At 67.9% G+C, this 25866-nt stretch carries 24 protein-coding genes; 12 read left to right on the top strand and 12 right to left on the bottom strand.

What is annotated here, in order from left to right:
* Window positions 1–94: 94 nt before the first annotated feature.
* A complete protein-coding gene (gene argS / locus CFB40_RS15935; protein ID WP_089431740.1) occupies window positions 95–1876 on the bottom strand; it encodes an arginine--tRNA ligase in 1782 nt (593 codons plus the stop codon).
* Window positions 1877–2076: 200 nt separating this feature from the next.
* Between argS and CFB40_RS15930 the strand changes: the two genes are divergently transcribed.
* The gene (locus tag CFB40_RS15930) at window positions 2077–2400 is read left to right on the top strand and encodes a DUF1840 domain-containing protein (RefSeq protein WP_089426439.1); all 324 of its coding nucleotides are present in this window, start codon (window positions 2077–2079) and stop codon (window positions 2398–2400) included.
* A gap of 115 nt (window positions 2401–2515) precedes the next feature.
* On the opposite strand, the gene metH is transcribed toward CFB40_RS15930, so the two are convergent.
* The 5 genes from metH to CFB40_RS15900 form a co-directional block, all read right to left on the bottom strand.
* Window positions 2516–5233 (bottom strand): methionine synthase, encoded by a 2718-nt coding sequence (gene metH / locus CFB40_RS15925; RefSeq protein ID WP_179255278.1) that lies wholly within the window; start codon window positions 5231–5233, stop codon window positions 2516–2518.
* 42 nt (window positions 5234–5275) lie between these two features.
* Window positions 5276–6343 carry a homocysteine S-methyltransferase family protein gene (locus tag CFB40_RS15920; RefSeq protein WP_089431739.1) on the bottom strand — a complete coding sequence of 356 codons (1068 nt, stop codon included), beginning with the start codon at window positions 6341–6343 and terminating at the stop codon, window positions 5276–5278.
* A 201-nt stretch (window positions 6344–6544) separates the two neighbouring features.
* A complete protein-coding gene (locus CFB40_RS15915; protein WP_006477667.1) occupies window positions 6545–6802 on the bottom strand; it encodes a BTH_I0359 family protein in 258 nt (85 codons plus the stop codon).
* 254 nt (window positions 6803–7056) lie between these two features.
* On the bottom strand, window positions 7057–8334 hold the full coding sequence (locus tag CFB40_RS15905; RefSeq protein WP_089431896.1) for a DUF3108 domain-containing protein: 1278 nt from the start codon (window positions 8332–8334) through the stop codon (window positions 7057–7059).
* 126 nt (window positions 8335–8460) lie between these two features.
* Complete coding sequence (locus tag CFB40_RS15900) at window positions 8461–9327, bottom strand: IclR family transcriptional regulator (protein WP_089431738.1); 867 nt, start codon at window positions 9325–9327, stop codon at window positions 8461–8463.
* 154 nt (window positions 9328–9481) lie between these two features.
* Between CFB40_RS15900 and CFB40_RS15895 the strand changes: the two genes are divergently transcribed.
* The 6 genes from CFB40_RS15895 to rfaE2 all read left to right on the top strand — a co-directional run bounded on the left by CFB40_RS15895 (window position 9482) and on the right by rfaE2 (window position 15523).
* On the top strand, window positions 9482–10474 hold the full coding sequence (locus CFB40_RS15895) for a fumarylacetoacetate hydrolase family protein (RefSeq protein WP_039346348.1): 993 nt from the start codon (window positions 9482–9484) through the stop codon (window positions 10472–10474).
* A 137-nt stretch (window positions 10475–10611) separates the two neighbouring features.
* The gene (locus CFB40_RS15890; RefSeq protein ID WP_039346345.1) at window positions 10612–11439 is read left to right on the top strand and encodes an enoyl-CoA hydratase/isomerase family protein; all 828 of its coding nucleotides are present in this window, start codon (window positions 10612–10614) and stop codon (window positions 11437–11439) included.
* Between the two features lie 88 nt (window positions 11440–11527).
* Window positions 11528–12289 (top strand): PhaM family polyhydroxyalkanoate granule multifunctional regulatory protein, encoded by a 762-nt coding sequence (locus tag CFB40_RS15885; RefSeq protein ID WP_089426434.1) that lies wholly within the window; start codon window positions 11528–11530, stop codon window positions 12287–12289.
* A 24-nt stretch (window positions 12290–12313) separates the two neighbouring features.
* Entirely contained in the window at window positions 12314–13540 is a 1227-nt protein-coding gene (locus CFB40_RS15880; protein ID WP_089431737.1) for a patatin-like phospholipase family protein, read from the top strand.
* 468 nt (window positions 13541–14008) lie between these two features.
* The gene (locus CFB40_RS15870; RefSeq protein WP_011353352.1) at window positions 14009–14887 is read left to right on the top strand and encodes a diiron oxygenase; all 879 of its coding nucleotides are present in this window, start codon (window positions 14009–14011) and stop codon (window positions 14885–14887) included.
* Between the two features lie 150 nt (window positions 14888–15037).
* Complete coding sequence (gene rfaE2, locus CFB40_RS15865) at window positions 15038–15523, top strand: D-glycero-beta-D-manno-heptose 1-phosphate adenylyltransferase (protein ID WP_089426432.1); 486 nt, start codon at window positions 15038–15040, stop codon at window positions 15521–15523.
* Between the two features lie 16 nt (window positions 15524–15539).
* Here rfaE2 and CFB40_RS15860 read toward each other — a convergent pair whose 3' ends face one another.
* From CFB40_RS15860 to CFB40_RS15850, 3 genes are all read right to left on the bottom strand, one after another.
* On the bottom strand, window positions 15540–15782 hold the full coding sequence (locus CFB40_RS15860; protein WP_089426666.1) for a hypothetical protein: 243 nt from the start codon (window positions 15780–15782) through the stop codon (window positions 15540–15542).
* 206 nt (window positions 15783–15988) lie between these two features.
* Window positions 15989–16789, bottom strand: a complete 801-nt coding sequence (locus CFB40_RS15855; protein ID WP_089431736.1) for a type III pantothenate kinase — start codon at window positions 16787–16789, stop codon at window positions 15989–15991.
* Window positions 16786–17706, bottom strand: a complete 921-nt coding sequence (locus CFB40_RS15850; protein ID WP_089431735.1) for a biotin--[acetyl-CoA-carboxylase] ligase — start codon at window positions 17704–17706, stop codon at window positions 16786–16788. The genes CFB40_RS15855 and CFB40_RS15850 overlap by 4 nt, the downstream gene beginning before the upstream one ends.
* A gap of 433 nt (window positions 17707–18139) precedes the next feature.
* Between CFB40_RS15850 and CFB40_RS15845 the strand changes: the two genes are divergently transcribed.
* From CFB40_RS15845 to CFB40_RS15835, 3 genes are all read left to right on the top strand, one after another.
* The gene (locus CFB40_RS15845) at window positions 18140–18694 is read left to right on the top strand and encodes a hypothetical protein (RefSeq protein WP_089426429.1); all 555 of its coding nucleotides are present in this window, start codon (window positions 18140–18142) and stop codon (window positions 18692–18694) included.
* Window positions 18681–19355, top strand: coding sequence for a M35 family metallo-endopeptidase (locus tag CFB40_RS15840; protein ID WP_179255070.1), 675 nt, complete (start codon window positions 18681–18683; stop codon window positions 19353–19355). Before CFB40_RS15845 ends, CFB40_RS15840 begins: the two co-directional genes overlap by 14 nt.
* Before the next feature lie 82 nt (window positions 19356–19437).
* Window positions 19438–19776, top strand: a complete 339-nt coding sequence (locus tag CFB40_RS15835; protein ID WP_165765632.1) for an OmpA family protein — start codon at window positions 19438–19440, stop codon at window positions 19774–19776.
* A 67-nt stretch (window positions 19777–19843) separates the two neighbouring features.
* On the opposite strand, the gene CFB40_RS15830 is transcribed toward CFB40_RS15835, so the two are convergent.
* The 3 genes from CFB40_RS15830 to CFB40_RS15820 all read right to left on the bottom strand — a co-directional run bounded on the left by CFB40_RS15830 (window position 19844) and on the right by CFB40_RS15820 (window position 23526).
* Window positions 19844–20392: a hypothetical protein gene (locus CFB40_RS15830; RefSeq protein WP_089431733.1), complete on the bottom strand. Its 549-nt coding sequence runs from the start codon at window positions 20390–20392 to the stop codon at window positions 19844–19846.
* A gap of 210 nt (window positions 20393–20602) precedes the next feature.
* Window positions 20603–21448: a tetratricopeptide repeat protein gene (locus CFB40_RS15825; RefSeq protein ID WP_089426425.1), complete on the bottom strand. Its 846-nt coding sequence runs from the start codon at window positions 21446–21448 to the stop codon at window positions 20603–20605.
* Window positions 21449–21456: 8 nt separating this feature from the next.
* Window positions 21457–23526 carry a bifunctional 2',3'-cyclic-nucleotide 2'-phosphodiesterase/3'-nucleotidase gene (locus CFB40_RS15820; RefSeq protein WP_089431732.1) on the bottom strand — a complete coding sequence of 690 codons (2070 nt, stop codon included), beginning with the start codon at window positions 23524–23526 and terminating at the stop codon, window positions 21457–21459.
* A 293-nt stretch (window positions 23527–23819) separates the two neighbouring features.
* Here CFB40_RS15820 and CFB40_RS15815 point away from each other — a divergent pair, with 293 nt between their 5' ends.
* Window positions 23820–24944, top strand: coding sequence for an MlaE family ABC transporter permease (locus CFB40_RS15815; RefSeq protein WP_089426423.1), 1125 nt, complete (start codon window positions 23820–23822; stop codon window positions 24942–24944).
* Window positions 24941–25855 (top strand): ABC transporter ATP-binding protein, encoded by a 915-nt coding sequence (locus CFB40_RS15810; protein ID WP_089426422.1) that lies wholly within the window; start codon window positions 24941–24943, stop codon window positions 25853–25855. Before CFB40_RS15815 ends, CFB40_RS15810 begins: the two co-directional genes overlap by 4 nt.
* Window positions 25856–25866: the final 11 nt, after the last annotated feature.

Genomic DNA, 25866 nt, shown 5'->3' with positions numbered 1-25866 from the left:
CGTGAAAAGGCTGCGACGGGTACCCGGCGGCGGGCACCCGACGGCGGGCGCTCCAGCCGCAGCCATTCGCGCCCGGTTCGGGCCGCTTGCTGCGTTACATCTTGGCGGGCGCGGATACGCCGAGCACCGCCAGACCATTCTCGAGCACCTGCCGGGTCGCGGCGAGGAGTGCGGCGCGTGCATTGCGCGGCGCTTCGTCGTCGACCAGCACGCGCTCCGCATTGTAGAACGAGTGGAATTCGCCAGCGAGATCGCGCAGGTAGAACGCAACGGCGTGCGGCGCCAGTTCGTTGGCCGCGTGCGTGAGCATGTCCGGGTACTCGGCCAGCTTCTGCATCAGCGACGCCGCTTGCGTGCTCGTCAGCTGCGACAGGTCGGCGCCCGGCAGCTGTGCGACGTCGACGTTGTAGCGCGACTTCAGCTCGTTGAGTACCGAGCAGATCCGCGCATGCGCGTACTGGACGTAATAGACCGGGTTTTCGTCGTTCTGTTTCAGCGCGAGGTCGATGTCGAACACGAACTCGGTATCGGCCTTGCGCGAGATCAGGAAGAACCGCACCGCGTCACGGCCGCGCGTGATGGTCGCTTCGTCGATCAGGTCCGGCGCCGCTTCCTGGCCCGCCGCCGCGCCGCCCGACCATTCGATCAGGTCGCGCACCGTCACGTAGCTGCCCGCGCGCTTCGAGATCTTCACTTCCTGGCCGTCGCGCATCACGGTGACCATCTTGTGCAGCACGTAGTCGGGGTAGCCCTTCGGGATCCCGATGTGCAGGCCCTGCAGGCCGGCGCGCACGCGCGCGATCGTGCCGTGGTGGTCCGAACCCTGGATGTTGATCACCTTCGTGAAGCCGCGCTCCCACTTCGTCACGTGGTACGCGACGTCCGGCACGAAGTACGTGTACGTGCCGTCCGACTTGCGCATCACGCGATCCTTGTCGTCGCCTTCGTCGGTCGTGCGCAGCCACAGCGCGCCGTCCTGCTCGTAGGTCATGCCGGCCTTGATCAGCGCGTCGACCGTCTTCTCGACACGGCCTTCGCTGTACAGCGACGACTCGAGGTAGTACTGGTCGAACTTCACGCCGAATGCCTGCAGATCCATGTCCTGCTCGCGACGCAGGTACGTGACCGCGAACTTGCGGATCGCGTCGAGATCCTCGACGTCGCCCGTGCCCTTGACCGGCTCGCCGTCCGACGCGGCGACCGTTTCGCCGTTCAGGAAGTCGCGTGCGATGTCGGCGATGTATTCGCCGTTGTACGCGGCTTCCGGCCAGCCCGCGTCGCCCGGCTTCAGGCCGCGTGCGCGTGCCTGCGTCGAGATCGCGAGGTTGCCGATCTGCACGCCTGCGTCGTTGTAGTAGAACTCGCGGTGCACGGCGTAGCCCTGGCTCGCGATCACGTTCGCGAGCACGTCGCCGAGCGCGGCCTGGCGGCCGTGGCCGACGTGCAGCGGGCCGGTCGGGTTCGCCGACACGAATTCGAGCAGCACCTGCTTGCCTTTCTCGCGATCCGACGTGCCGAACGCGCGGCCCTGGTCGAACACGGCGGCGATCACGGCCTGCTTCGCGGCGGCCGACAGGCGCAGGTTGATGAAGCCGGGGCCGGCGATCTCGGCGGCTTCGACGAGGCCTTGCGCGCCCGGCTGGGCGGTGAGGGCGGCGACGATCTGCTCGGCGAGCTGGCGCGGGTTCGTGTCGAGCGGCTTCGCGAGCTGCATCGCGACGTTGCACGCGACATCGCCGTGCGCGGCGACCTTCGGGCGCTCCAGCGTGATGACGGGGGCGACGGACGCGGCGTCGGCGCCTTTCAGCGCGTGTGCGACCTGCTTGACGCTATCCGCGAGCAGGGCTTCGAGGGTCTGTTTGTGTGCTGGCAGCATGCTGGTAGAAGGCTTCGTTGGTGGCGGCCGGAAACGCCGGCCCGCCGGCGCGCTTTTTAAGCGCGCGTTTCAGGGATCGCAGAATTTTAACAGGTGCTAATATGCCGCTCAGGCGGCCCGCGTCCGCGAGGCCGGACGCCGGTCTGCCGGCGTTCCCCAACCGCGCCGCGCAGGCACAACAAGATGAAAAGGGAATTGTCATGATTACGTTCAAGAGCAAGGCGGCACAGGATCTCGACGTGCTGAAGGATTTCGCCGTGTATGTGCTGGGTCTCGTCGGCAAGCAGCTGGGCGAGCGCGGTGTGATTACGCACGACGAGCTGGACCACGCGATCGCCAAGCTGGAAGGCGCGGTAGCGCAGGCGAAGCAGGAACGCGCCGAGCACGCCGGCCATTTCCATGAGGACGAAGCCGATCACGCGCACCACGAAGTGCCGGCGAGCCTGGCCCAGCGCGTTGCGCCCTTCCTCACGATGCTGCGCGAAGCGAAAGCCGGCGAAGCCGACGTGCACTGGGGCTTCTGAGCCTGCTTGCCCGGCCGGTCTGAAAGGATCGAAAGGCAGAAAAAAGCCCGCGTCCGAGCGGGCTTTTTCTTTTGTCTGATGATAGCGGGCAGCGGCGCGCCCGTCGAAGGGCCGATCAGAGCTGCGGCGCGAGCGCGCGGCGCGCGTCGTCGAGCGACAGCGCCATGCGCTGCGCGTAGTCCTCGAGCTGATCCTGGCCGATTTTGCCGACCGAGAAATACGTGCTGTCCGGATGCGCGAGATAGAAGCCCGACACGCTCGCGGCCGGCAGCATCGCCAGCGAGTCGGTCACGCTCATGCCGATCTCGTCCGCGCGCAGCACGTCGAACATGTCGCGCTTCACCAGGTGGTCGGGGCAGGCCGGGTAGCCCGGTGCCGGGCGGATGCCCGCGTACTTTTCCGCGATCAGCGCATCGTTGTCGAGCGTCTCGCCGCTCGCGTAGCCCCACAGCTCGCGCCGCACGCGCGCGTGCATCGCTTCCGCGAAGGCTTCCGCGAAGCGGTCGGCGAGCGCCTTCAGCATGATCGCGCTGTAGTCGTCGTGGTCGGCTTCGAACTGCTTTTCCTTCGCGTCGACGCCGAGGCCGGCCGTCACCGCGAACATCCCGATGTAGTCGGCGACACCCGATTCCTTCGGCGCGATGAAGTCGGCGAGCGAGCGGTTCGGCCGCATCACGCCGTCGACCACCGGGCGCACGCTCTGCTGGCGCAGGTTGCGCCACGTGAGCAGCACTTCCGAGCGCGACTCGTCGCTGTAGATCTCGATGTCGTCGTCGTTGACGCTATTCGCCGGCAGCAGCGAGATCACGCCGCTCGCGGTCAGCCAGCGGCCCTGGATCAGGCGCGCGAGCATCGATTTCGCGTCGGAGAACACGCGCCGCGCCGATTCGCCGACGATCTCGTCGTTCAGGATCGCCGGGTACGGACCCGCGAGATCCCAGGTCTGGAAGAACGGGCCCCAGTCGATGTACTGCGCAAGCTCGTTCAGGTCGTAGTTCTTGAACACGCGACGGCCGATGAACTTCGGCTTCACCGGCTGGTAGCCCGCCCAGTCGACCTTGGTCTTGTTCGCGCGCGCCTCGGCGAGCGTGACCATCGGCTGCGCCTTGCGGTTCGCGTGCTGGTCGCGGATGCGTTCGTAGTCGGACTTCAGCTCGTCGAGGTACTTCGTCGCGCCTTCGTCGGACAGCAGGCTGGAGGCGACCGACACCGAGCGCGACGCGTCCGGCACGTACACCACCGGGCCTTCGTAGTGCGGCGCGATCTTCACGGCCGTGTGCACGCGCGAGGTCGTCGCGCCGCCGATCAGCAGCGGGATCTTCTTCACGCGGAAGTAGTCGTCGCGCTGCATTTCGGACGCGACGTACGCCATTTCCTCGAGGCTCGGCGTGATGAGGCCCGACAGCCCGATGATGTCCGCGCCCTCGACCTTCGCCTTCGCGAGGATCTCGTTGCACGGGACCATCACGCCCATGTTGACGACTTCGAAGTTGTTGCACTGGAGCACGACCGACACGATGTTCTTGCCGATGTCGTGCACGTCGCCCTTCACGGTCGCGATGACGATCTTGCCCTTCGCGCGCACGTCGCCGCCCGCTTCCGCGAGCAGGCGCTTTTCTTCCTCGATGAACGGGATCAGGTGCGCAACCGCCTGCTTCATCACGCGCGCCGATTTCACGACCTGCGGCAGGAACATCTTGCCCTGGCCGAACAGGTCGCCGACGATGTTCATCCCGTCCATCAGCGGCCCTTCGATCACGTTGATCGGGCGGCCGCCGGCCGCGGCGATCTTCGCGCGCACTTCTTCGGTATCCTCGACGATGAAGTTCGTGATGCCGTGCACCAGCGCATGCGAGAGCCGCTTCTCGACCGGCTGGTTGCGCCACTCGAGGTTCTCTTCCTTCTTCGCGCCCCCGGCCTTGAACTTGTCGGCGATCTCGAGCAGGCGGTCGGTCGAATCGTCGCGGCGGTTCAGGATCACGTCCTCGACGCGCTCGCGCAGCTCCGGGTCGAGGTCGGCGTACACGCCGAGCTGGCCCGCGTTGACGATGCCCATGTCCATCCCGGCCTGGATCGCGTGATACAGGAACACGGTGTGGATCGCCTCGCGCACCGGGTCGTTGCCGCGGAACGAGAACGACACGTTCGACACGCCGCCGCTCACCTTTGCGTACGGCAGGTTCTGCTTGATCCAGCGGGTCGCTTCGATGAAGTCGACCGCGTAGTTGTTGTGCTCCTCGATGCCGGTCGCGACCGCGAAGATGTTCGGGTCGAAGATGATGTCTTCCGGCGGGAAGCCGACTTCGTTCACGAGGAAGTCGTACGAGCGCTTGCAGATCTCGGTCTTGCGCGAGAACGTATCGGCCTGGCCGGTTTCGTCGAACGCCATCACGACGGCCGCCGCGCCGTAGCGGCGGATCAGGTGCGCGTGGTGGCGGAACGCGTCCTCTCCTTCCTTCAGCGAGATCGAGTTCACGATCGCCTTGCCCTGCACGCACTTCAGGCCCGCCTCGATCACGTCCCACTTCGACGAGTCGATCATGATCGGCACGCGCGCGATGTCCGGCTCCGACGCGATCAGGTTCAGGAAGCGCACCATCGCCGCCTTCGAATCGAGCATCGCCTCGTCCATGTTGATGTCGATCACCTGCGCGCCGTTCTCGACCTGCTGGCGCGCGACCGCGAGCGCCTCGTCGAACTGGCCGTTGAGGATCATGCGTGCGAACGCCTTCGAGCCGGTGACGTTGGTGCGCTCACCGACGTTGATGAAGAGCGTTCCGGGCGTGACGTTGAACGGCTCGAGGCCGGCGAGGCGCATCATGTGATCGGTCATGGCGGTGCGAATTCTGGTGATGAAGGACGGGGGGCGGTCGGGTCAGGCGTTGTCGCTGTACTGGTTCGGCCAGCGGCGCGGCTTCACGTCGGCGAGCGCCTTCGCGATCTCGGCGATGTGTTCGGGCGTCGTGCCGCAGCAGCCGCCCGCGAGGTTCACGAGCCCGGCTTGCGCGAATTCCTTCAGGAGGCCCGACGTGACGTCCGGCGTCTCGTCGAAGCCCGTCTCGGCCATCGGGTTCGGCAGGCCCGCGTTCGGATAGCACGACACGTACGTGTCGCACAGCTTCGCGAGCTCGGCGATGTACGGGCGCATCAGCGCCGCGCCGAGCGCGCAGTTCAGGCCGAACGTGAGCGGCTTCGCATGGCGCAGCGAATTCCAGAACGCCTCGACCGTCTGGCCCGACAGGATCCGGCCCGACGCATCGGTGACGGTGCCCGAGATCATGATCGGCAGGCGCTCGCCGGTGTCCTCGAACAGCTCGTCGAGCGCGAACAGCGCGGCCTTTGCATTCAGCGTGTCGAAGATCGTCTCGACGAGGAACAGGTCGACGCCGCCGTCGAGCAGCGCCTTCGCCTGCTGGTAGTACGACGCGCGCAGCTCGTCGAACGTGACGTTGCGGGCGCCCGGGTCGTTGACGTCCGGCGAGATGCTGGCCGTCTTCGGCGTCGGCCCGATCGCGCCCGCGACGAAGCGCGGCTTGTCCGGCGTCGCGTATTTCTCGGCCGCTTCGCGCGCGAGCTTCGCCGATTCGATGTTCATCTCGACGACGAGATCTTCCATCTCGTAGTCGGACTGCGCGACGGTCGTCGCGCCGAACGTGTTGGTCTCGACGATGTCCGCGCCGGCCGCGAAGTACTGGTCGTGGATCTCGCGGATGATCTGCGGCTGCGTGATCGACAGCAGCTCGTTGTTGCCCTTGATGTCGCGCAGGAAATCCTTGAAGCGCTCGCCGCGATACGCGGCTTCGTCGAGCTTGTAGCGCTGGATCATCGTGCCCATCGCGCCGTCGAGGATCAGGATGCGCGATTTGAGCAGCGCAGGCAGAGCGGCGCCGCGCGTATAGGACGCGTCGAGCGGGACGGAAGCGGCGAGAGGAGTCGCAGACATGGGCGAAAGACCGGCGAAGACGGGAAAACCGTCATTGTAGCCGGTGCGCATGGGCGCCGCCCGGCCTTGCGCCGCGCCGGCCGGGCCGCCAAATGAAAACCCCCGCCGGCGAACCGGGCGGGGGCAGGATCGGAGTGCTCGCGGCGCCGCGTCGATGCGCGGCGAATGGCCCGGCCGCACGAGGCGCCGGGCCGCGGGTCGTCAGTGCAGCACGACGGGCATCATCATCAGGCTGTCGAATTGTCCGAGGAATTCGTCGACTTCATCGAGCGACGGCTCATCCTCGATCAACTGCTTCACGTGCGCGCGGAATCGTTCGGCAAGTTCGCCGTCGATGAAGATTTCGCGCTGCGCGTTCTTGTCGACGATTTCATATCCGCCGGCATTCATCAGGTGGTGACCGGCCTGCGGCGCGAATTCGACGACGCAGTAGTTGGGGCTGTTGTAGATCATTTGCATGGCGGCACTCCTCTTCGCAGTGGCATCTGGCCTTGTTGTCCCCTAGGTGGGGCGAGCCTTGCCGGTTTCAAGGGGCTTGCGCTGCACACCCCGTTCCCGTCTGCATGGGGTGTATCGGTTAGAAGCCGATGTCTATGAAACGTTTCCCATTGTCTGCCGGTGGACTGAAATAGTTGTTAAAGAGTGTCATCGGCCATTTCACGGAAATCTGTAATCGGTCGAAATTGCCGAATCGCGTGCGTGTGCGCGCGAGTTCACTGTGTGACAGGCGAGGGCGCGGGCGGCGCAGCCGGTTGTGCCGGCGGTTGCACGGTGGCCGGCGGCGCGGGTTGTGCCGGTTCCGCGGCGGGAGCGGTTGATGCGTCGGGCGTCGGCGCACCGGCGGGCGCATGCGTTGCGCCGCCTGCGGGTGCTTCGTCGGACGGTACGCCCGGCGCCGCGAGCCGGCCATGCCACAACAGCTCGATCTGCGCGCCGTTCGGTTCGGTCTGCACGAGCCGCGCGGGCAGCCAGCCGAGCGACGGTGCGAGCCACATGTCGATGCGGCGCGTATCGCCGTCGCGCCGCGGCAGGCGCATGAAGTGCCGCGCGCCGATGATGCCGGCCTGCGTCTGCACCTGCTCGTCGCCGATCACGGCGATCGGCCAGGTTTCGCCGCTGTTGTTGTCGATCACGAAGAACTGCTGCGTGACGCCCGGCTTGTACGCGGACGGGTTGCCGCGCACGAGCCCCGACAGCTGCATCAGCATGCTGAAGCGGTCCTGCACGCCGTCGGGCAGCGGCGCGTTGTTCGGCGTGCGCGTGAACACGACCTGCCGGATCTCGCGGTTGAAGATCGCGATGTCCTCCGGCCGCTTGCCGCGCTTCTCGACGTAGCGCTCGGGCGCGACGCCGAACGCGTCGATGCGGCCTTCGCTGCGGTAGGTGAACGGGCCGACGAACGGCACGGGCATCGACACCGACAGGTCGTAGGTGTGCCCGTCGGTGCGCCAGTGGATCGTGCCGATCATGTTCTGCATGCCGTTGTAGAACGTGTCGTACTGCAGGTCGCCGGACGGCGGCGCGTTGAACTTCACGCCGTTCGTCGCGGGGCCCGGAGTCGCGGTGCTGGCGGCGCTGGCGGCGCCGGCAGCCGACGCGGCATGCGCGCCCGATGCGGCAGGCGCACCACTCGCGGCGGACGCGGCGGCCGGCGGCTCGCCGTGCTCGGCCGTTTGCGTCGACGTGAGGACCGGCTCAGGCGCGGGTTTCGGTGCGGCGGCCTTCGGGGGCGCCGGCGCAGGTGCGGCCGGCTGCTCGACCGGCTTCGGCGCAGGCGGCGCGGGTTGGCGCTCGATCGGTTGCGGTTTCAGCAGCTCGATCTGAATGGGGACTTCGGCGGGCGCGGGCGGCGTGAACGCGTCGCGGTTGCGCATCAGCCAGAACGCGGCGAGCGCGTGCAGCACCAGCACGATGACGAGCGCAATGCCCACGCGCAGCCAGTGGCGGGGCAACGCGTGACTCGGGCGGGTGTCGGCAGGCTGCATGGGCATCGGGACAGGATCGGGGCGTTCGCGTGAGCTCGGGCGCGCGGCGCGCGCCACAGGAATCGGACTGTCGAATGCGCCGCACGTTCGCGCTGCTTGACGGGCAGGTGCCGGGGGCAGTTACCGGATGCGTCAGGCGTCGCGCGCGTCGGGACTATAGCCGAGTTCGTAAGACAGTTTCTGCGCGCAGGTGCGCAGCGCGGTGTCGATCTCGCCGCCCCATGCAATGTCGAACGAGCCTTCCTGGCCGAGCGCGACGATCGCGAGCGCGAGTTCGCCGACCGCATCGAACACGGGCATGCAGAACGCGTGGATCGTCGGCAGCAGCATCCCCTCGACGCGCGCGGCCTCGTGCCGGCGCACGTCGGCGAGCACCGCGTCGACCTCGTCGAGCGTGCGCGGGCCGCCGTGGTGCGGCGAGCGGCGCGTATCGGCGAGTTCGCGCTCGAGCATCGCGGCGGTCTTGCTGCGCGGCAGGTACGCGGCGAACAGCAGCCCCGTCGCGGAGCCGAGCAGCGGCATCACGTCGCCGAGCTTCAGCGACGCCTTCGCCGGGTGGCTCGATTCCATCCAGTGCACGATCGTCGGGCCCTGGTTGCCCCACACGGCGATGCCGACCGTCTGGTCGAGGCGGTCGCGGAATTCGGTCAGCGCGATCCGCGCGAGCTTCACGCCGTCGACGCGCGCGAGCCGCGCGAGCCCCATCTGCAGCGCGAAGCCGCCGAGTTCGTAGCGACCGGAGACGGGATCCTGCGACACCACGCCGAGCCGCGAGAAGCTGACCAGGTAGCGGTGCGCCTTCGCAGGACTCATGCCCGCGCGCTGCGCGAGGTCGCGCAGCATCATCGCGCGCGGCTCGCTCGTCAGCACGTCGAGCAGGCGGAAGCCGACCTCGATCGACTGGATGCCGGAACGGACCTTCTCGCCGTGTTCGCCGGAAGCGGCGTCGTCGGTGTCGGAGTCGGCGAGATCGTCGTCGGGAAGCGGGCTGGCGGGCATGGGCGGCAGGGGCGCGAAAAGCGGCAGGAAGCGGGCTGAAAAACCGGGCCGAAAAATCGGGGCGAAAACGGCACGCACGATCGCAGCGCGCCGCAGGGATTCACCATCGTAAAATAGATTCCCTCCATCGTCACTACAACGCCAGAGTCCCCTTATGAAACTTGCTTCGCTGAAGGACGGCACGCGCGACGGCCAGCTGATCGTCGTGTCGCGCGACCTGCACACCGCGGCGATCGCCGACGCGATCGCGCCAACGCTGCAGCGCGTCCTCGACGACTGGGCGTTCTACGCGCCGCAGCTGCGCGACCTGTACGACGCACTGAACCACGGCCGCGCGCGCAATGCGTTCGCGTTCGATCCGGCCAACTGCATGGCGCCGCTGCCGCGCGCGTTCCAGTGGGCCGACGGCTCCGCGTACGTGAACCACGTCGAGCTCGTGCGCCGCGCGCGCGGCGCGGAGATGCCGCCCGAATTCTGGACCGACCCGCTGATGTACCAGGGCGGCAGCGACGATTTTCTCGGGGCCCGCGACGACGTCGTGTGCCCGTCCGAGGAATGGGGCATCGATTTCGAGGCGGAAGTCGCGGTGATCACCGGCGACGTGCGGATGAGCGCGACGCCCGACGAAGCGCTGAAGGCCGTGCGGCTCGTTACGCTGGTGAACGACGTGTCGCTGCGCAACCTGATTCCGGCCGAGCTCGCGAAGGGCTTCGGCTTCTTCCAGAGCAAGCCGGCCACCGCGTTCGCGCCGGTCGCCGTGACGCCCGACGAGCTCGGCGACGAATGGCGCGAAGGCCGCGTGCACCGGCCGATGATCGTCCACTGGAACGGCAAGAAGGTCGGCCAGCCCGATGCCGGCACCGACATGGTGTTCCACTTCGGCCAGCTGATTGCGCACGCGGCGAAGACGCGCAACCTGCGCGCCGGCTCGATCGTCGGCTCGGGCACGGTGTCGAACAAGGACGCGAAGCGCGGCTACTGCTGCATCGCCGAGAAGCGCTGTCTCGAGACGATCGAGCACGGCGCGCCGCAGACGGAATTCATGCGCTACGGCGACACCGTGCGCATCGAGATGTTCGACACGGCCGGCAAGTCGATCTTCGGCGCGATCGAGCAGTCGGTTGCGCCGCCCGACGGCGCGGCGTAAGTCACGCGGCGCACGCAGCGTTCCGCTTTCGCGAAACCCGGGCCCGGCCCGCGCGCCGGGTTTCGCCTGATGTTTGCCCGCGCGGGCTTGGCTACACTCGATTCAGGGGCGCGAGAGCCTCGAGCAAGGAGCAGCGCATGGCCGATCTCGCCGCGTACGGCGGTTACGAAGCACTGAAGGTGACGCGCCGCGACCATGGCGTGCTCGACATCGTGATGAGCGGCGAGGGCGCGAACCGCAGCGGCCTCGCGACCGCGAACGCACGCATGCATCGCGAGCTCGCCGACATCTGGCGCGACGTCGACCGCGATCCCGACACGCGCGTCGCGGTGATCCGCGGCGAAGGCAAGGGCTTCTCGGCGGGCGGCGACCTCGCGCTCGTCGAGGACATGGCGAACGACTTCGACGTGCGCGCCCGCGTGTGGCGCGAGGCGCGCGACCTCGTCTATAACGTGATCAACTGCAGCAAGCCGATCGTGTCGGCGATGCATGGCCCGGCCGTCGGCGCGGGGCTCGTCGCCGGGCTGCTCGCCGACATCTCGATCGCCGCGAAGGATGCGCGCATCATCGACGGCCATACGCGGCTCGGCGTCGCGGCCGGCGACCATGCGGCGATCGTGTGGCCGCTGCTGTGCGGGATGGCGAAGGCGAAGTACTACCTGATGCTGTGCGAGCCGGTGAGCGGCGAGGAGGCCGAGCGGATCGGGCTGGTCTCGCTCGCGGTCGAGCCGGCCGACCTGCTGCCGAAGGCCTACGAAGTGGCCGAGCGGCTCGCGCACGGTTCGCAGTCGGCGATCCGCTGGACCAAGTACGCATTGAACAACTGGCTGCGCACGGCCGGGCCGACCTTCGACACGTCGCTGGCGCTCGAATTCATGGGTTTTTCGGGGCCCGACGTGCAGGAAGGCATTCGCTCGCTGCGCGAGCGGCGCCCGCCCGAGTTTCCCGGCGACGCGCCGTTCTGACACGCGCTGGCGCTATGATCGATCCAGGCGCGGCACGCGCGACGCATGGCGGCCGCCTCGCTCTCACCCAGTCAACCAGGATGCCCGTATGACGACCGATGCCTCCGGCTCCAACCCTTTCGCCGGCTTTGCCGGCTTCAAGCCCGCCGACATGATGGACCGGATGTGGGACATGATGCGGATGTCGCCGTTCGGCGGGATGACGTCGTTCCCGGGCGCCACGCAAGGACTGCCGCCGTCGCTGTCGAGCATGTCCGACATGATGGCGCCGCTCACGAGCGTCGAGGAGCTCGACAAGCGGATCACCGATCTGCGCGCGGTCGAGCAGTGGCTGAAGCTCAATCTCGGGATGCTGCAGTCCGCGATCCAGGCGCTCGAGGTGCAGCGCGCGACGCTCGCGACGTTGCGTGCATTCGGCGCGTTCGCGCAGAGCTCGATGTCGGCGGCCGAGGAAGCGGCCGTCGCAGCCGCGCATGCGGCGAAACACGCGTCGGGGGCGTCGAGCGATACACCGCCGGCACCGGATGCCGACGCGTCGGCGGCAGCGTCGGGCGACGCCGCGCAGCAAGCCTTCGACCCGTCGGGCTGGTGGAGCCTGCTGCAGTCGCAGTTCAACCAGCTCGCGAGCCTTGCGATGGCGCAGCCGGGCATGCAGCCCGCCGCGCCGGGCGATGCGCCGCCGGACGCGGCCGCTGCGCCGGAGCCGGCCGCGAAGCCGGCCCCGGCCGCCGCCGCGCCGCGCAAGCCTGCCGCGAAGCGCGCGAAATCAGCCGGTGCGGCCGGTTCGGCCGCGGCGCGCGCGGCCGCCGCATCGTCGCCCGAAACCCGTCCGCCGAAGCGCTCGACGTGACGCGGCGCAGGTAGCAGGTCGATCATGCGGCTCGCGCTCGTTCTGATGGGAGGCGGCGCACGTGCCGCCTATCAGGTCGGCGTGCTGAAAGCGCTGGCCGAGATCGCGCGCGAGGCCGATCCGCTGCGGCACACGCTGCCGTTCGCGGTCGTGTGCGGCTCGTCGGCCGGCGCGATCAACGCGACGTCGATCGCGAGCCACGCGGACGACTTTTCCCACGGCGTGCGGCGCCTGCTCGAATTCTGGGAGCCGCTGCGCGCCGACTACGTGTATCGCACCGACTGGCTCGGTATCGCGGGCGCCGGCGCACGCTGGCTGGCGACGATGACCTTCGGCTGGGCGGCCCGCCGTTCGCCGCGCGGGTTGCTCGACAACGCGCCGCTCGCGCACCTGCTGCAGCGCGAGCTGAGTTTCCACCGGATCGAGCAGATGCTCGAGGCGCGCCTGCTGCATGCGCTCGCGGTGACGGCGCTCAGCTATTCGAGCGGGCGGCACCTCACGTTCTACCAGGCCGCCCAGCCGATCCAGGCGTGGCGGCGCGCGCAGCGCACCGCGCGGCTGGTCGACCTGTCGGCGTCGCACCTGCTCGCGTCGTCGGCGATTCCGTTCGTGTTCCCGGCCGTGCCGCTCGTGCTCGACGGGCAGATCGAATACTTCGGCGACGGCTCGATCCGGCAGATCGCGCCGCTGTCGCCGGCGATCCACTTCGGCGCGGACCGGATCGTCGTGATCGGCGCGGCCGACCCGCGGCCCGAGATTCCGGCCGCGAACGGCGCAGGGCTGGTACGCGGCTACCCGACGCCCGCGCAGATCGGCCAGCAGGTGCTCGCGAGCGTGTTCCTCGACTCGATCGGCTCGGACATCGAGCGTATCGAGCACATCAACCGGATGATCGAGCACCTGCCGCACCAGGTCGAGATGGACAGCGGCTGGCGGCACGTCGACGTGCTCGCGATCGCGCCGTCCGAGCGCATCGAGCTGATCGCCGCGAAGCACCTGAAGCAGATGCCGGCGACGATGCGCGGGCTGCTCGGCGCGATCGGCGGCAGCCAGCCGGCCGGCGCGTCGTTTGCGAGCTACCTGCTGTTCGAGGAGGCGTTTACGCGCGAACTGATCGAGCTCGGCTACCGCGACGGGCGTGCGCAGCGCGACACGCTGGCCGGCTGGATCGCGCGAGCGGACGGCGGCAGCGCGCCGGCCGCCGGCATGCCGCCGGAAGACGGCCTCGCGACCGGAGAAATACGGGTCTGATGCTTGCAGGAGAATGTAAGGTTGCGTTTTCGCGACGGTCGGCCGCGACCGATCGCCGCACCGCGATTGGCGGCGCACGACCGGGCAGGCGTCTCGGAACCGTCATGCACGCGTGATATCATGGCCGCCGCCGTATACACCATATCGAGCAGCCCGCCGATCCGGCATCCGCACGGGACCTTTCGGGGAATCCGCCTGGGGCAGGGGACGGGCGCGCCAACGAGCCGGCCAGCGCCGGCCCCCCACTCAGGCAAGCGTGCAGCCGGTTCCGTTCGCGGAGCGTGGCTGCGGCATGCCGCAACGGCGGCGGCGCGGCCGCCCGGCTGCCGGACGAGGAATCACCGTCCGGCTGGCCGGTTTCCCGCGTAAAATTAGAGTCTTGGCTGCAAAAGGCGCGCTCGGGCGCGCTTGCGCGGCAACAGTCACGTTTAGAGAAGTCGCATTGCGCAGAACAGGGGTGGGACCATCATGAACACGATGCTTTATCCGGAACTTTACCGATCGCTCGAAGCCGTCCGCTGGGACATGGAGAAGGACATTCCGTGGGACAAGTTCGACGCGTCGCTGCTCACCGACGAGCAGGCGAAGACGATCAAGATGAACGCGATCACCGAATGGTCGGCGCTGCCCGCGACGGAAATGTTCCTGCGCGACAACCAGCACGACAGCGACTTTTCCGCGTTCATGAGCGTGTGGTTCTTCGAAGAGCAGAAGCATTCGCTCGTGCTGATGGAATACCTGCGCCGCTTCAAGCCGGAAATGGTGCCGACCGAAGAGGAACTGCACGCGGTGCGCTTCCAGTTCGACCCGGCGCCGCCGCTCGAGACGCTGATGCTGCACTTCTGCGGCGAGATCCGCCTGAACCACTGGTATCGTTGCGCGGCCGACTGGCACACCGAGCCGGTCATCAAGCAGATCTACGAAACGATCTCGCGCGATGAAGCGCGCCACGGCGGCGCGTACCTGCGCTACATGAAGAAGGCGCTGAACAACTGCGGCGACGTCGCGCGTGCCGCATTCGCGAAGATCGGCGTGCTGATGGCGTCGGCGCGTCGCACCGAGAAGCCGCTGCACCCGACCAACCTGCACGTGAACCAGGCGCTGTTCCCGCGCGACACCGTGCAGTCGCGCCTGCCCGATCCGGAATGGCTCGAGCGCTGGCTCGACGAGCAGATCCGCTTCGACGGCGAGTGGGAAAAGAAAGTGGTCGAGCGGATCCTGCACAACCTGTCGATCCTGTTCGAGCGCACGTTCGCGACCGCGCAGGAGCTGAACCGCTACCGCAAGGAAGTTACCGGCCGCCTGCAGGCCGAAAGCGGCCCGTCGTCGGCCGCGCAGCCGGCCTGAGGCCGGTTGGCGCCGCAGCCGGCGTGCATCGCGCCGGCCGCGTTGCGCGATGTCGTACCCGTTGCATGAAGCCCGCCCGGTCAGTCCGGCGGGCTTTTTATCTGGCGCCGCCGCCGCGTGCGCCGTGGCTCATTCCGTCCGACTTCCATCATGTCCGCCACCTTCGAACGCAAGCTGATCACCCGTGATGCCCTCGTCGCCCTGCGCGCGTCGCTGCCGTCGCCCGTCGTGTTCACCAACGGCGTATTCGACATCCTGCATCGCGGCCACGTCACCTATCTTGCCGACGCGAAGGCGCTCGGCGCATGCCTGATCGTCGGCGTGAACAGCGATGCATCGGTACGCATGCTCGGCAAGGGCGACGACCGGCCGATCAATCGCCAGGAAGACCGCGCGGCGCTGCTCGCGGCGCTGGAAAGCGTCGACTGGGTCGTGACGTTCGAGGAAAAGACGCCGGTGTCGCTGATCGAGGCGGTCCGGCCGGACATCCTCGTGAAGGGCGGCGACTACGACATGGATGCGTTGCCGGAATCGGCGCTGGTGCGTGGCTGGGGTGGCCGGGCGCTGGCGATTCCGTTCGAGCACGATCGCTCGACCACCGCGTTGCTGAAGAAGGTGCGCGCCCAGCAGTCCTGAGCGCGGCCCGGCGCCGTCAGGGCGCGGACGCCGCGAGCGGCTCGGCCGTGACGGACGGCGGCGCGATCGGGCCGCCGATGACGGGCTGGTCGGTGGCCCGTGCGAGCGGCGTCACGCGCAGCGCATCGGGCCGCACCTGTCGCGCCAGCACGCCGGGTTCGCGCGGGCCGGCCGCCGGCAGCGGCCCGAACACGCCGCGCGCCACCACGAACGCGAGCATGTTGGCGAGAAAGAGAACAGCGATCAGCCAGCGCAGCATCGTCGACACTCCTCGTCGTCATTGACGTGGTTCACGTCATTCAATCGGGCCGGCCGCATCGCCGGCGATTTCATTCCTTCTCATTCCTGCCGTTGACCGTGCGCGCGGGCGGCCAGCATGGCGCCGCCCGTTCTTCACCGTCATCGTGACGCAGGCCCGCACGGGCTCGCGTTGCCGTGCGCCGGCGCGATGCCGGCGCTTTTCCGTCACGCCTGCGCCGGCGTGGCGGTTGCCGTTTCCGCGGCAATCAGCGCGAGCCCGGACAGGATCAGCGCATCGTGCCGCGTATGCGGAAGCGTCAGCGCACGCGCGACGTCGTCCGCCGCGCCGCCGGCCAGCACGAGCCGAACGGGCGCTTGCCAGGCATCCGCGAGATCGCGCCACGCGCGTTCGATCAGCCCGGCCTGCGCATACAGGCAGCCGGCCGACAGCGAGCGCGGCGTATCGACCTGGAACGGTTCGGCCGGTGCGCCGGCGAGCAGGCCGCTCGCGATGTCGGTGGTCAGCGTCGGCAACTGCGCGGTGTGCGTGCCGAGCGCGCGCATCATCAGCGCCCAGCCCGGTGCGATCAGCCCGCCCGTGAAGCGGCCGTCCGCGCGCAGCGCCTCGAGCGTCGTCGCGGTGCCGAACGTCGCGATCAGCAGGTGCTCGCCCGGAAACGCCGCGTGCGCGCCGATCAGTCCGGCCCAGCGGTCGCTGCCGAGCTGGTCGGGCGTCGTATAGCCGTTCGTCACGCCGCATTGCGTCTGACGCGCGCGTATCGTCGTGCGCGGCAGGCCTGGCCAGCGTGCGTCGAGCAGCGCGTCGAGCCGGGCGGCCACGTCGGCGCCCGCGACGTTCGAGATCCACGCGCCGCGCGGACGCGGCAGGGCCGACCAGTCGGGATCGGCGCCGCCGTCGCGTGTGTGGCCGAACGCGCCCGTCTCGACGAGCGTGCGCTGCGCATCGGCGAGCGCCCACTTGATCCGGCTGTTGCCGGCGTCGATCAGCAGGTGCGGCTCGTTCATTGCGCTTCGCGCAGCGACACGTCGCCGGCGGCGATTGCCTGCATGCCGTCAGGCGTGTCGAGCAGCAGCTGGCCGGTCGCGTCGATGCCCGTCGCGGTGCCGCGCACGCGTTCGACGCCCTGTTCGAGCAGCACGACTTCGCGCCCCGCGTACGCGTGCAGCGCGTGCCAGCGCGGCAGGAACGGCGCGAGCCCTTCGGCGCCGAACTGCGCGAGTGCGGGCGTGAGTGCGTTCAGCGACGCGGCGAGCGTGTCGGTGAGGTTGGCCGATGCGCACGCGATCGACAGCGCGGCGGGCGGCAGCCCGCTCGCGAGCGTCGCTTCGCGCGCGCGCAGCGCGTCGACCTGCGCGGCGACGGCTTCCGCGCCGCGCACGTTGATGCCGAAGCCGATCACGACGGCGGTGGCGTCGGCGCTGGTCCACGCGGTTTCGATCAGGATCCCGGCGAGCTTGCCGACGATGCGCGGCGTGCCGTCGTCGGTGGCGGTCAGCAGCAGGTCGTTCGGCCATTTGAGCGCGACGCGCGTATGGGCGTCGAGCGGCAGCGCGGCCAGCCCTTCGGCGAGCGCGACGCCGATCGCGATGCTGAGGCCGCCGAGTGCTTCGACGGGACGCGGCACGATGCAGCCGACCGAGCACAGCAGCGCATTGCCGGGCTGCGCGAACCACGGGCGGCCCTGCCGGCCGCGGCCGGCCGTCTGCTCGAACGCGACGCGCACGAGCGGCGCGGGCAGCGCGTTCGCATTGCGCGGCAGCGCCTTGAGCCGGGTGGCGACGTCGGCGTTGGTCGAGCCGGTGGCGGCGACGATGTCGAGCGGCCACGCACGCGGCGCGGCGTCCAGGTGCGCCTCGAGCCGGTTGCGCGCGATGTGCGCGTCGCTGGAATCGGGCGTGTCGGAGGAGGTGGGGGCGTTCATGGCGCCTATTGTAGCGACAGGGGGCGATGGCGCGCGTCGGGCGGGGTAATAGTCATTTCCCCGGGGACAGGGGCCGATTGGTATCCGACGCTTCGCGCGTATGTGCTCGTGCCGAATCGAAGGAAGTTACGTTCAGGTAGTCGTGGGCATGCGAGCCGGAAGGAATGCCGCACCGACATTCCGGTTGATCAATTGACGAAACATCGCCGACCGATGTCGATGGGGCAGAAGTTCGAATTCGTATGATGGATTTCCTGGTGCCGATCGTGCATTTTGGTGCGATGAGATTGCGCTGATAGCGACGAGAGGGAATCCGGATGAATGGTGGCGAGAAATGGTTAAGCGAGTCTTCGTTGACCGTTGGCGGAGGGGCGGGGCCCGGTACTTTCGCGGATGAGCGTTGCTCGGGCGCGATGAGCCGAGGTGACGCCGCATGATCCGCTATTTCCTTGCCAAGGGCGATCGGGGCGGCAGCGCGACGATCACCGAGGGATTGGAATGCGTCACGTGTTCCAATCCGCCGCCGCGTGTGCAGATCGCCACGCTCTACATGAAAACTTACTGCACGGCTTGCGAGCAGGCCGGGTTTGTCGCGCCGAAAGGCCCGCGCTTGCCCGGCAGGGCGCCGAATGGTCAGGGATGGGCGTTGAGTGGGGATATCAATGCATGCGGGTGCAGTCCGCCGCCTGTGTTCTATGCCGAGCGGGGCATGAGGATGCGGGTCGGTGATGGGGCGACTGAGCCGAAAGAACTGGGAGACGACCATTCTCACTCGCCCGGCTCTGGGGCGGAATGCGACGAGCAGTATGTATTGAAAAACGAGAAGACGGGGCAGCCCTTGGTATGTGTGCCTTATCGAATACACACCAGTTCCGGCCAGGTCTTCAGCGGTATGACTGATCGTGCCGGGCACACACAGCGCGTAGCGACGCGTCATTCGGAGAAACTGCGAATTGAAATAGTGGAGCATGGCCATGCCGCACGATGACTACGAATACGTGACCGTACATGACTCGGCCATAACGAATACGACGCGTGGTTCGAAGGTTGAGCTTTTACTGGCAGTCGACGGGCCGCCCATCTGCAAAAACATGACCGATGCGGAATTTCGGAAGAAAGTCCTGACGTTGCGCGACGATGCCGTAAAAATAATCACGCAGAGAGTCGACGAACTCGATGTCTGGAGAGAGCCTGCACGGGCGAGAGTCAGAGAGTGGTTCGGGGTCGCCGACGAGCCCACTCGCGGTGCGCTGACGAACGGATTGGTGGCGTTGATCACCGTCATGAAGGGGTTGACGGCAAGGAATTTCGTTCGCTCCGATCCCGACCTTGATCGGGCTCTCGGCTGTACGCCAAATACCAAAAATCTAGACGGCGAAGTTGCGCACGTTTGCGGCCCCGATACCGCCACGCACACGATATCGATTTCCCCGAAGTTCTGTGAGCTTCCGGATACGAGTGCGGGTACGTTTTCCTCGATGCAACTGACCATTGTTCACGAGTGTGTGCATTTTCGGGATACATTCGGAGCGATTGACTACAAGAACACCTATGGACAATTTCTCAGCAGGCGGCTCGCCAAAGAGGTCCCGACAATGGCGATCAGGAATGCGGACAATATTGCGTGGTATATCTTGTGCATCGATTAGCCTTGTGGGGCTTTGTGCTTCAAGCGTCGTGTTTGCTTGCAGCTTTTCCCTGCAATACGCAAGTAAGCTCGACCCCGGCGTCATGGCCATTTCGAATGCTGACCGGATTGCGCTCGCCAGCTTGTTGGTGACCGTTCGGAACAGTGCGGCCAACAATGGTCCCGTCGTGATCTACGGATATGCCGACGAGCACGAGCGCGACGCAATTTCGATCGCCCGTACTCGGGCCAATGCTGTCCGAGCGTATCTCCTCGATCTCGGCGTAGCAAAGGATCGGATTCACATGGACTCTAAAATCTGGCGAAGCAACTCCGTTGTTCCGTCGAGTGAACGCAATCAGATAGAGATAGAGTTCATTCCAGCGTGTTCATCGGAAGGTTGCGAGAATCCGTGCGGTACGGTCTTGCAGGAGCAGAAGTAACGACGTACGGTATTCGCATGCGAGATATCCCCGCAGTGGCGTTGCGTCGCGCCAACGCTCCATCTCCTTAGCGCCGCATCTCCATCCGCTCCAGCGCCTTGATGTCCTCCTCGGACGTCATTTCGCAGGCCAGCAGCGTCTTGCCCTTCAGCGCCGGGCCCTGGCGGGCCGACACGAGGATCAGCGCACCACCCGGGCCGCGGACCGTCAGCCTGCGCGAATAGCCGACGGACGACGCGCCCAGCAGGTGGCCCTTCTCGAGGGCGAGCTGGTAGCGTTTCGCGAGCTGGTCGGCGACTTCGCCGTCCACGAGCACGCCGATTCCGGTACTGACGAACACGACCTGCTGCGTCGTGAAGCCGTCGCGGTGGATCGGCTCCGGCAGTCGATAGACCGCGGCGCCCAGCATCGATTCGTCCGGCTTCGGATCGGACGCCTTGGCGATGTTGTAGATCGCGTCCATCAGATCCGACGTGAACGGCGGCTTGCAAAGCGCGGCGTTGAAGATGTCGGGCTGGGCGGGCGGCGCGGCGCGTGCGGTGAGCGGTGCGCCGGCAATGACGAGGGCGACGGCGCCGACGGCAGCGGCGCCAAGCCTGGAAAGGCGATGGGACATGGATGCAGTTCTCTCAGGTTTTATTGTGAGGCTGCATGTTAATGCAATGCCGCGTATCGAACGGTCGACGTGGAGCAGCCGGGGGCGGCAATGCAACAGGCGCGTACGCCCGCGCCCCTCGATCGATTCCGTTGCCGGGTGATCGATGCGCGGGGCGTCGGGGCAGGCGCGTCATGCAGCCGGTGGGATGCCGGTGCGTGCGGACGAACGTTACGGCGCGACGACCGGGTGTTTCAGCGCGTGCGCGGTCTCGATCCACTGCGCGTGGAACTCGTCAGCGTCGGGCTTGAGCCCGAGTTCGCCGTTGCGATAGGCCATCGCGAGCGTCTGCACGGCTTCCGGCAGTTCGTGCTCGGCGGCGCGGCGATACAGCGCCAGCGCGCGCGCCTCGTCGCGCGGTACGCCGCTGCCTTCGCGGTACGCGTTCGCGAGCATGAAGTCCGCGGCCGGGATGTCCGCGCGCGACGCGACGTCGAACCAGTGCGCGGCCTGCACGGGATCGGCGGCGACGCCGTAGCCGCTGCGATAGATCAGCCCGAGGTAATACGCGGCGGCCGGGTCGCCCTGCGCGGCCGCTTCGCCGAGCAGCGTGCGGGCGCGTGCGTAGTCCTTCGGCATGTCGCTGCTGCCGAGCAGCAGCGCCTTGCCGAGCGCGAGCTGCGCACGCCGGGCGGCGGGCGCGTCGGCCTTGCCGTCTGCCGCCGCGGCCGTTTCCAGCCAGCCGCGCCCTTCGTCGCGCAGCCCCGGTTCGCGCGCGTCGACGAGCGCGATGCCGAGCGCCGCCTGCGCGTCGCCCGAGCCGCGGCGCGCCAGCGTGCGCAACTGCGCGAGCGCATGCGGCTCGGTGGCCTGGGTGACCATCGCCTGCCACTCGTCGAGCTGCGCGGCGCTCGGCGCGGGGCCGCCGCCGCGCAGGCCGGCTGCCGCGACGACGGCCGCGACGGTCACGGCCGCCGCCGCGAGCAGCGCGGCCGGCGGGAGTTTCGCGCGCAGCAGGCGCCGCGCGGCGGCGGCGAGGCCGGTTTCGGCCGGCCGCATCGTCCGGATCGGTTGCATCGCGGGTCTCATTGCGTGAGGTCGATTTCGTAAGTGGCGAGGTTCTTGCCCGAGCCGTCGTCGGCCGCGACCTGCGTGATGCCGGTCAGGCCGGCCGCCGCCGCGTCGCCGAGGCGGTTCGGCGCGGACGCGAACTGCACGTGCGCGACCGAGCCCGCGAGCTTCGTGAAGCGCCAGCTGCGCTGTGCGCCGTCGGCCACGCGCGTGATGGCGCCGCGCTTCTTGACGAACGCGATCAGCACGTCGCGGTTCGCGTCGGGCGACGCGAAGATCGTCTTGCTGCCGTCGAGGCCCGGGAAGTTGCCGCCGCCGCTCGCGCGGTAGTTGTTGGTCGCGACGATGAACTGCGCGTTCGGGTCGATCGTCGCGCCCTTGTACGTCAGGTTCTTGATCCGGCTGCCGACCGGCTGCGTGACGTCGATTTCATACGCGAGATCGGCCGACGTGAACATGTCGAAGTTGTAGCCGGGGAACGTGCTGACGAGCGGCTGGACGGTCGCCTTGGTCGGGTCGATGCGATTGAAGCGCTTCGCGGCCGTTTCGAGCCAGTTCTTCACGTCGGCGCCGCTCACCTTCACCGCGTACACGGTGTTCGGGTACAGGTACAGGTCGGCCGCGTTGTTGATCGCGAGCGCGCCCGGCGCGACATCGGTGTAGTCGGTGCCGCCGCCGAAGCCGCTCTTGAACGGCGCGCTGACCGACAGCACCGGCAGCGACGCGTATTGCGGCAGGTTCGCCTGCACGTAGGTCTTCACGTAGTCGGCCTGCGCCTCGTTGACGATCTGGATCGCACCCGGATCGCCGACATCGGCGAAGTACGAGTTCATCCGGTAGTCGGTCGAGCCGATCGGCGTCTTCACGTAGTCGATCGTCGCCTGGTGCTCGGCGGCGATCGCGGCGGACACGGACGGATCGGCCGCGACGTAGCTCTTGTCGGCGTTCTGGATCGGCCGCGCCTCGACGGTCGTCTGCGACTTGTCGACGCTCCACGTCTTGCCGTCGAACTTCAGGCCGAGCTTGATCACGCCGAGGTGCTTGCCCCAGTAGTTGGCCATCACGGTCGGCACGCCGTTGACGGTGCCCTTGACCTTGTCGACGCCCGGCAGGTTGAACTGCGACACGGTGCTGTTCGCGTCCGGGAACACCTGGTGCGAGTGGCCGATCAGCATCGCGTCGATGCCGGTCACCTTCGACAGCCACCAGCTGCCGTTCTCCATCGTCGGCGAATACGCGGAATTGTCGAGGCCGCCGTGCGAGATCGCGACGACGAGATCGGCGCCCTTCGCGCGCATCTCCGGAATGTACTTCTCGGCGGCTTCCTTCAGGCCGGTCGTATAGACCTTGCCGTCGAGCCAGCGCTTGTCCCAGCTCATGATCGCGGGCGGCGTGAAGCCGATGATGCCGATCTTCACGGGCGCGCTGACCGTCTTGCCGTCCGGCGTCGTCGCGGTCACGGTGCGGGTCAGGATCGTGTACGGCGTGAACAGCGGCGCGTTGGTCTTCGCGCTGATCACGTTCGCGAGCACCTGCGGGAAGTTCGGGCCCGCGCACTTCTTCTGCTGGGCCGGCGCCGGCAGGCCGTCGACCTCGAACGTGTTGCCGGTCACCTGCGACAGGTACGGCAGCCCGTAGTTGAATTCGTGGTTGCCGATCCCGCCGCCGTCGAATTTCGCGGCGTTCATCACCTTGTAGATCGCGAGCGTCTGGTCGCAGCCGACCGGCTTCACGAGCGCCTGGTAGTCCGACAGCGCGGTGCCCTGGATCGTGTCGCCGTTGTCGAGCAGCAGCGTGTTCGGATACTGCGCGCGCGCTTGCGCGATCAGCGTCGACACGCGCTCGAAGCCGAGCGAGTTGTCGGCGGCGAGCTTGAAATAGTCATACGACAGCACGTTGGTGTGCAGGTCGGTCGTCTCGAGCAGGGCGAGCGTGGCCGTCGTGCCGACGGGCGCCTGGGCCTCCGGCGGCGTCGCGGGCGGCGAGGTGACGTCGTCGCCGCCGCAGGCGGCGAGGATGAAGGCGAGGCTGGCGAGCGCGGCGATCGCCGGCACGCGACGGCGGGAAAGCAGGGGAAGACGCATCGGTTGTCCTGTTCGGTGTTCTGTTTTATGAAAGGCGAGAGTCGCAACGATTGGCGGCGCGGGGCGCCGACGGCCTGATGTGCGGCGCGTGAGAGTATCGAAAGGAATCGTGACGGAAGAATGAAAGGTGATGAAGCCGGCAACGGGCCGGCAGCGGCGGCTTCCACGCGGCTCCCGGGGCGGGCGTTCCCGGTCAGGCGCCCCGGGCCAGACGCCCCACGGAAATCCTCACGTCGCGTCGTCGGGCGGTTCGCTACAATGGCCGCTGTCACCTTTTTGCAAACAACCTGCCCTTGGACTTCGAGACTCCTCCCGGCCTGTCGGTCGACGCCGGCAGCCAGGGCCAGACGGTGCGCCTGTACGGCCAGTGGACCGCGCTCGCGCTTGCACGCAATCGCGGCGCGGTGGCGCGCCGTATCGCGAGCATCGCGTCCGGGCACGTGAGCGAATGGGATCTGTCCGGCATCGAGCGGCTCGACCACGTCGGCGGCCAGGCGCTGTGGCGCGTGTGGGGCCGCAAGCTGCCGGCCGGCGTCGCGCTGAGCGTGACGCAGCGCACGATCTTCGAGCGCATCGAGCGGCTCGACAGCGAGCGCGAGGCGCCCGAACGGGTGGTGCGCTTCGGCCCGATCACGCGCTTGGGCTTCATGCTGTTCACGTTCGGCGAACACCTGAAGGGCGGTATCGCGATGTTCGGCCTCGTGATCCTCGATGCATTGTCGGTGCTGCGCCGGCCGAAGACGATGCCGTGGAAGGAAACCTCGGCGAACATCTACAGCGCCGGCGCGCAGGCGCTGCCGATCACCGCGCTCGTCGCGTTCCTGATCGGCATCGTGCTCAGCTACCTGTCCGCGCAGCAGCTGCAGATGTTCGGCGCGAACCGCTATATCGTGAACATTCTCGGGCTGTCGGTGATCCGCGAGCTCGGCCCGGTGCTGTCGGCGATTCTCGTCGCCGGCCGCTCGGGTTCGGCGATCACCGCGCAGATCGGCGTGATGCGCGTGACCGAGGAGCTCGACGCGATGCGCGTGATGGGCATCCCGCACGGGCTGCGGCTGATCCTGCCGCGCGTGCTCGCGCTCGGCATCGCGATGCCGCTGCTCGTGATGTGGACCAACATCATCGCGCTGACGGGCGGCGCGCTCGCCGCGAAGCTCGTGCTCGGCATCGACGTCAACTATTTCGTGCGCTCGCTGCCGGGCGTCGTGCCGATCGCGAACCTGTACATCGGGGTGGGCAAGGGCGTCGTGTTCGGCATGCTGATCGCGCTGGTCGCCTGCCATTTCGGCTTCCGGATCAAGGCGAACTCGCAGAGCCTCGGCGAAGGCACGACCACGTCGGTCGTGACGTCGATCACGGTCGTGATCCTCGCCGACGCGGTGTTCGCGATCCTGTTCCAGAACGTGGGGCTCGGATGAACGCATCGAACGAAACGACCGCGCATGCCGCGGCCATCGGCGCCGGCTCGGTCGGCACCCGGCCGGCCGCGGCGGCCGACGGCGGCGACCTCGTGATCGAGGTGCGCAACCTGACCAAGCGCTACGGGCGCAACATCATTCACCAGAAGCTCGACTTCGACGTGCGGCGCGGCGAGATCGTGTCGATCGTCGGCGGCTCGGGCTCCGGCAAGACCACGCTCGTGCGGCAGATCCTCGGCCTCGAGCGGCCGACGTCGGGCACGATCAAGGTATTCGGTGAAGATACCGCGACGATCGACGACGCGAGCGCGCGGATGATGCGCACGCGCTCCGGGATGCTGTTCCAGCAGGGCGCGCTGTTCTCGTCGATGACGGTGTTCGACAACGTCGCGCAGCCGCTGCGCGAGCTCGGCCGCGTGCCGCCGGACCTGCTGCACGACATCGTGATGCTGAAGCTCGAGATGGTCGGGCTGCCGTGCAAGCACGCGTCGAAGATGCCGGCCGCGCTGTCGGGCGGGATGGTCAAGCGGGTGGGCATCGCGCGCGCGATCGCGCTCGAGCCTGAACTGCTGTTCCTCGACGAGCCGACGGCCGGCCTCGATCCGCAGGCGTCGGACGAATTCGTCGAGCTGATCGCGACGCTGCACCGCACGCTCGGGCTGACCGTCGTGATGGTGACGCACGATCTCGACACGATGGTTGCGCTGTCGACGCGCGTCGCGGTGCTGGCCGACCGCAAGGTGCTGGTCGCCGCGCCGGTCGAGGAGGCCGCGAACGTCGACCATCCGTTCATCCACGAATATTTCCTGGGGCTGCGCGGGCGCCGCGCATTGCAGGCGCTGCCGCCCGAGCGGCGCGCGAAGCTGCCGAAGGCGGCCCTCGAACCGGCGCTGTCGAGCGTCGAGCTGTAGGCACGAAGGAA

It is taken from the genome of Burkholderia sp. AU31652, from assembly GCF_002223155.1.
Lineage (GTDB): Bacteria > Pseudomonadota > Gammaproteobacteria > Burkholderiales > Burkholderiaceae > Burkholderia.
Note: the sequence above shows the minus strand (reverse complement) of the source record. Positions and strands in the feature narration are given on the sequence as shown.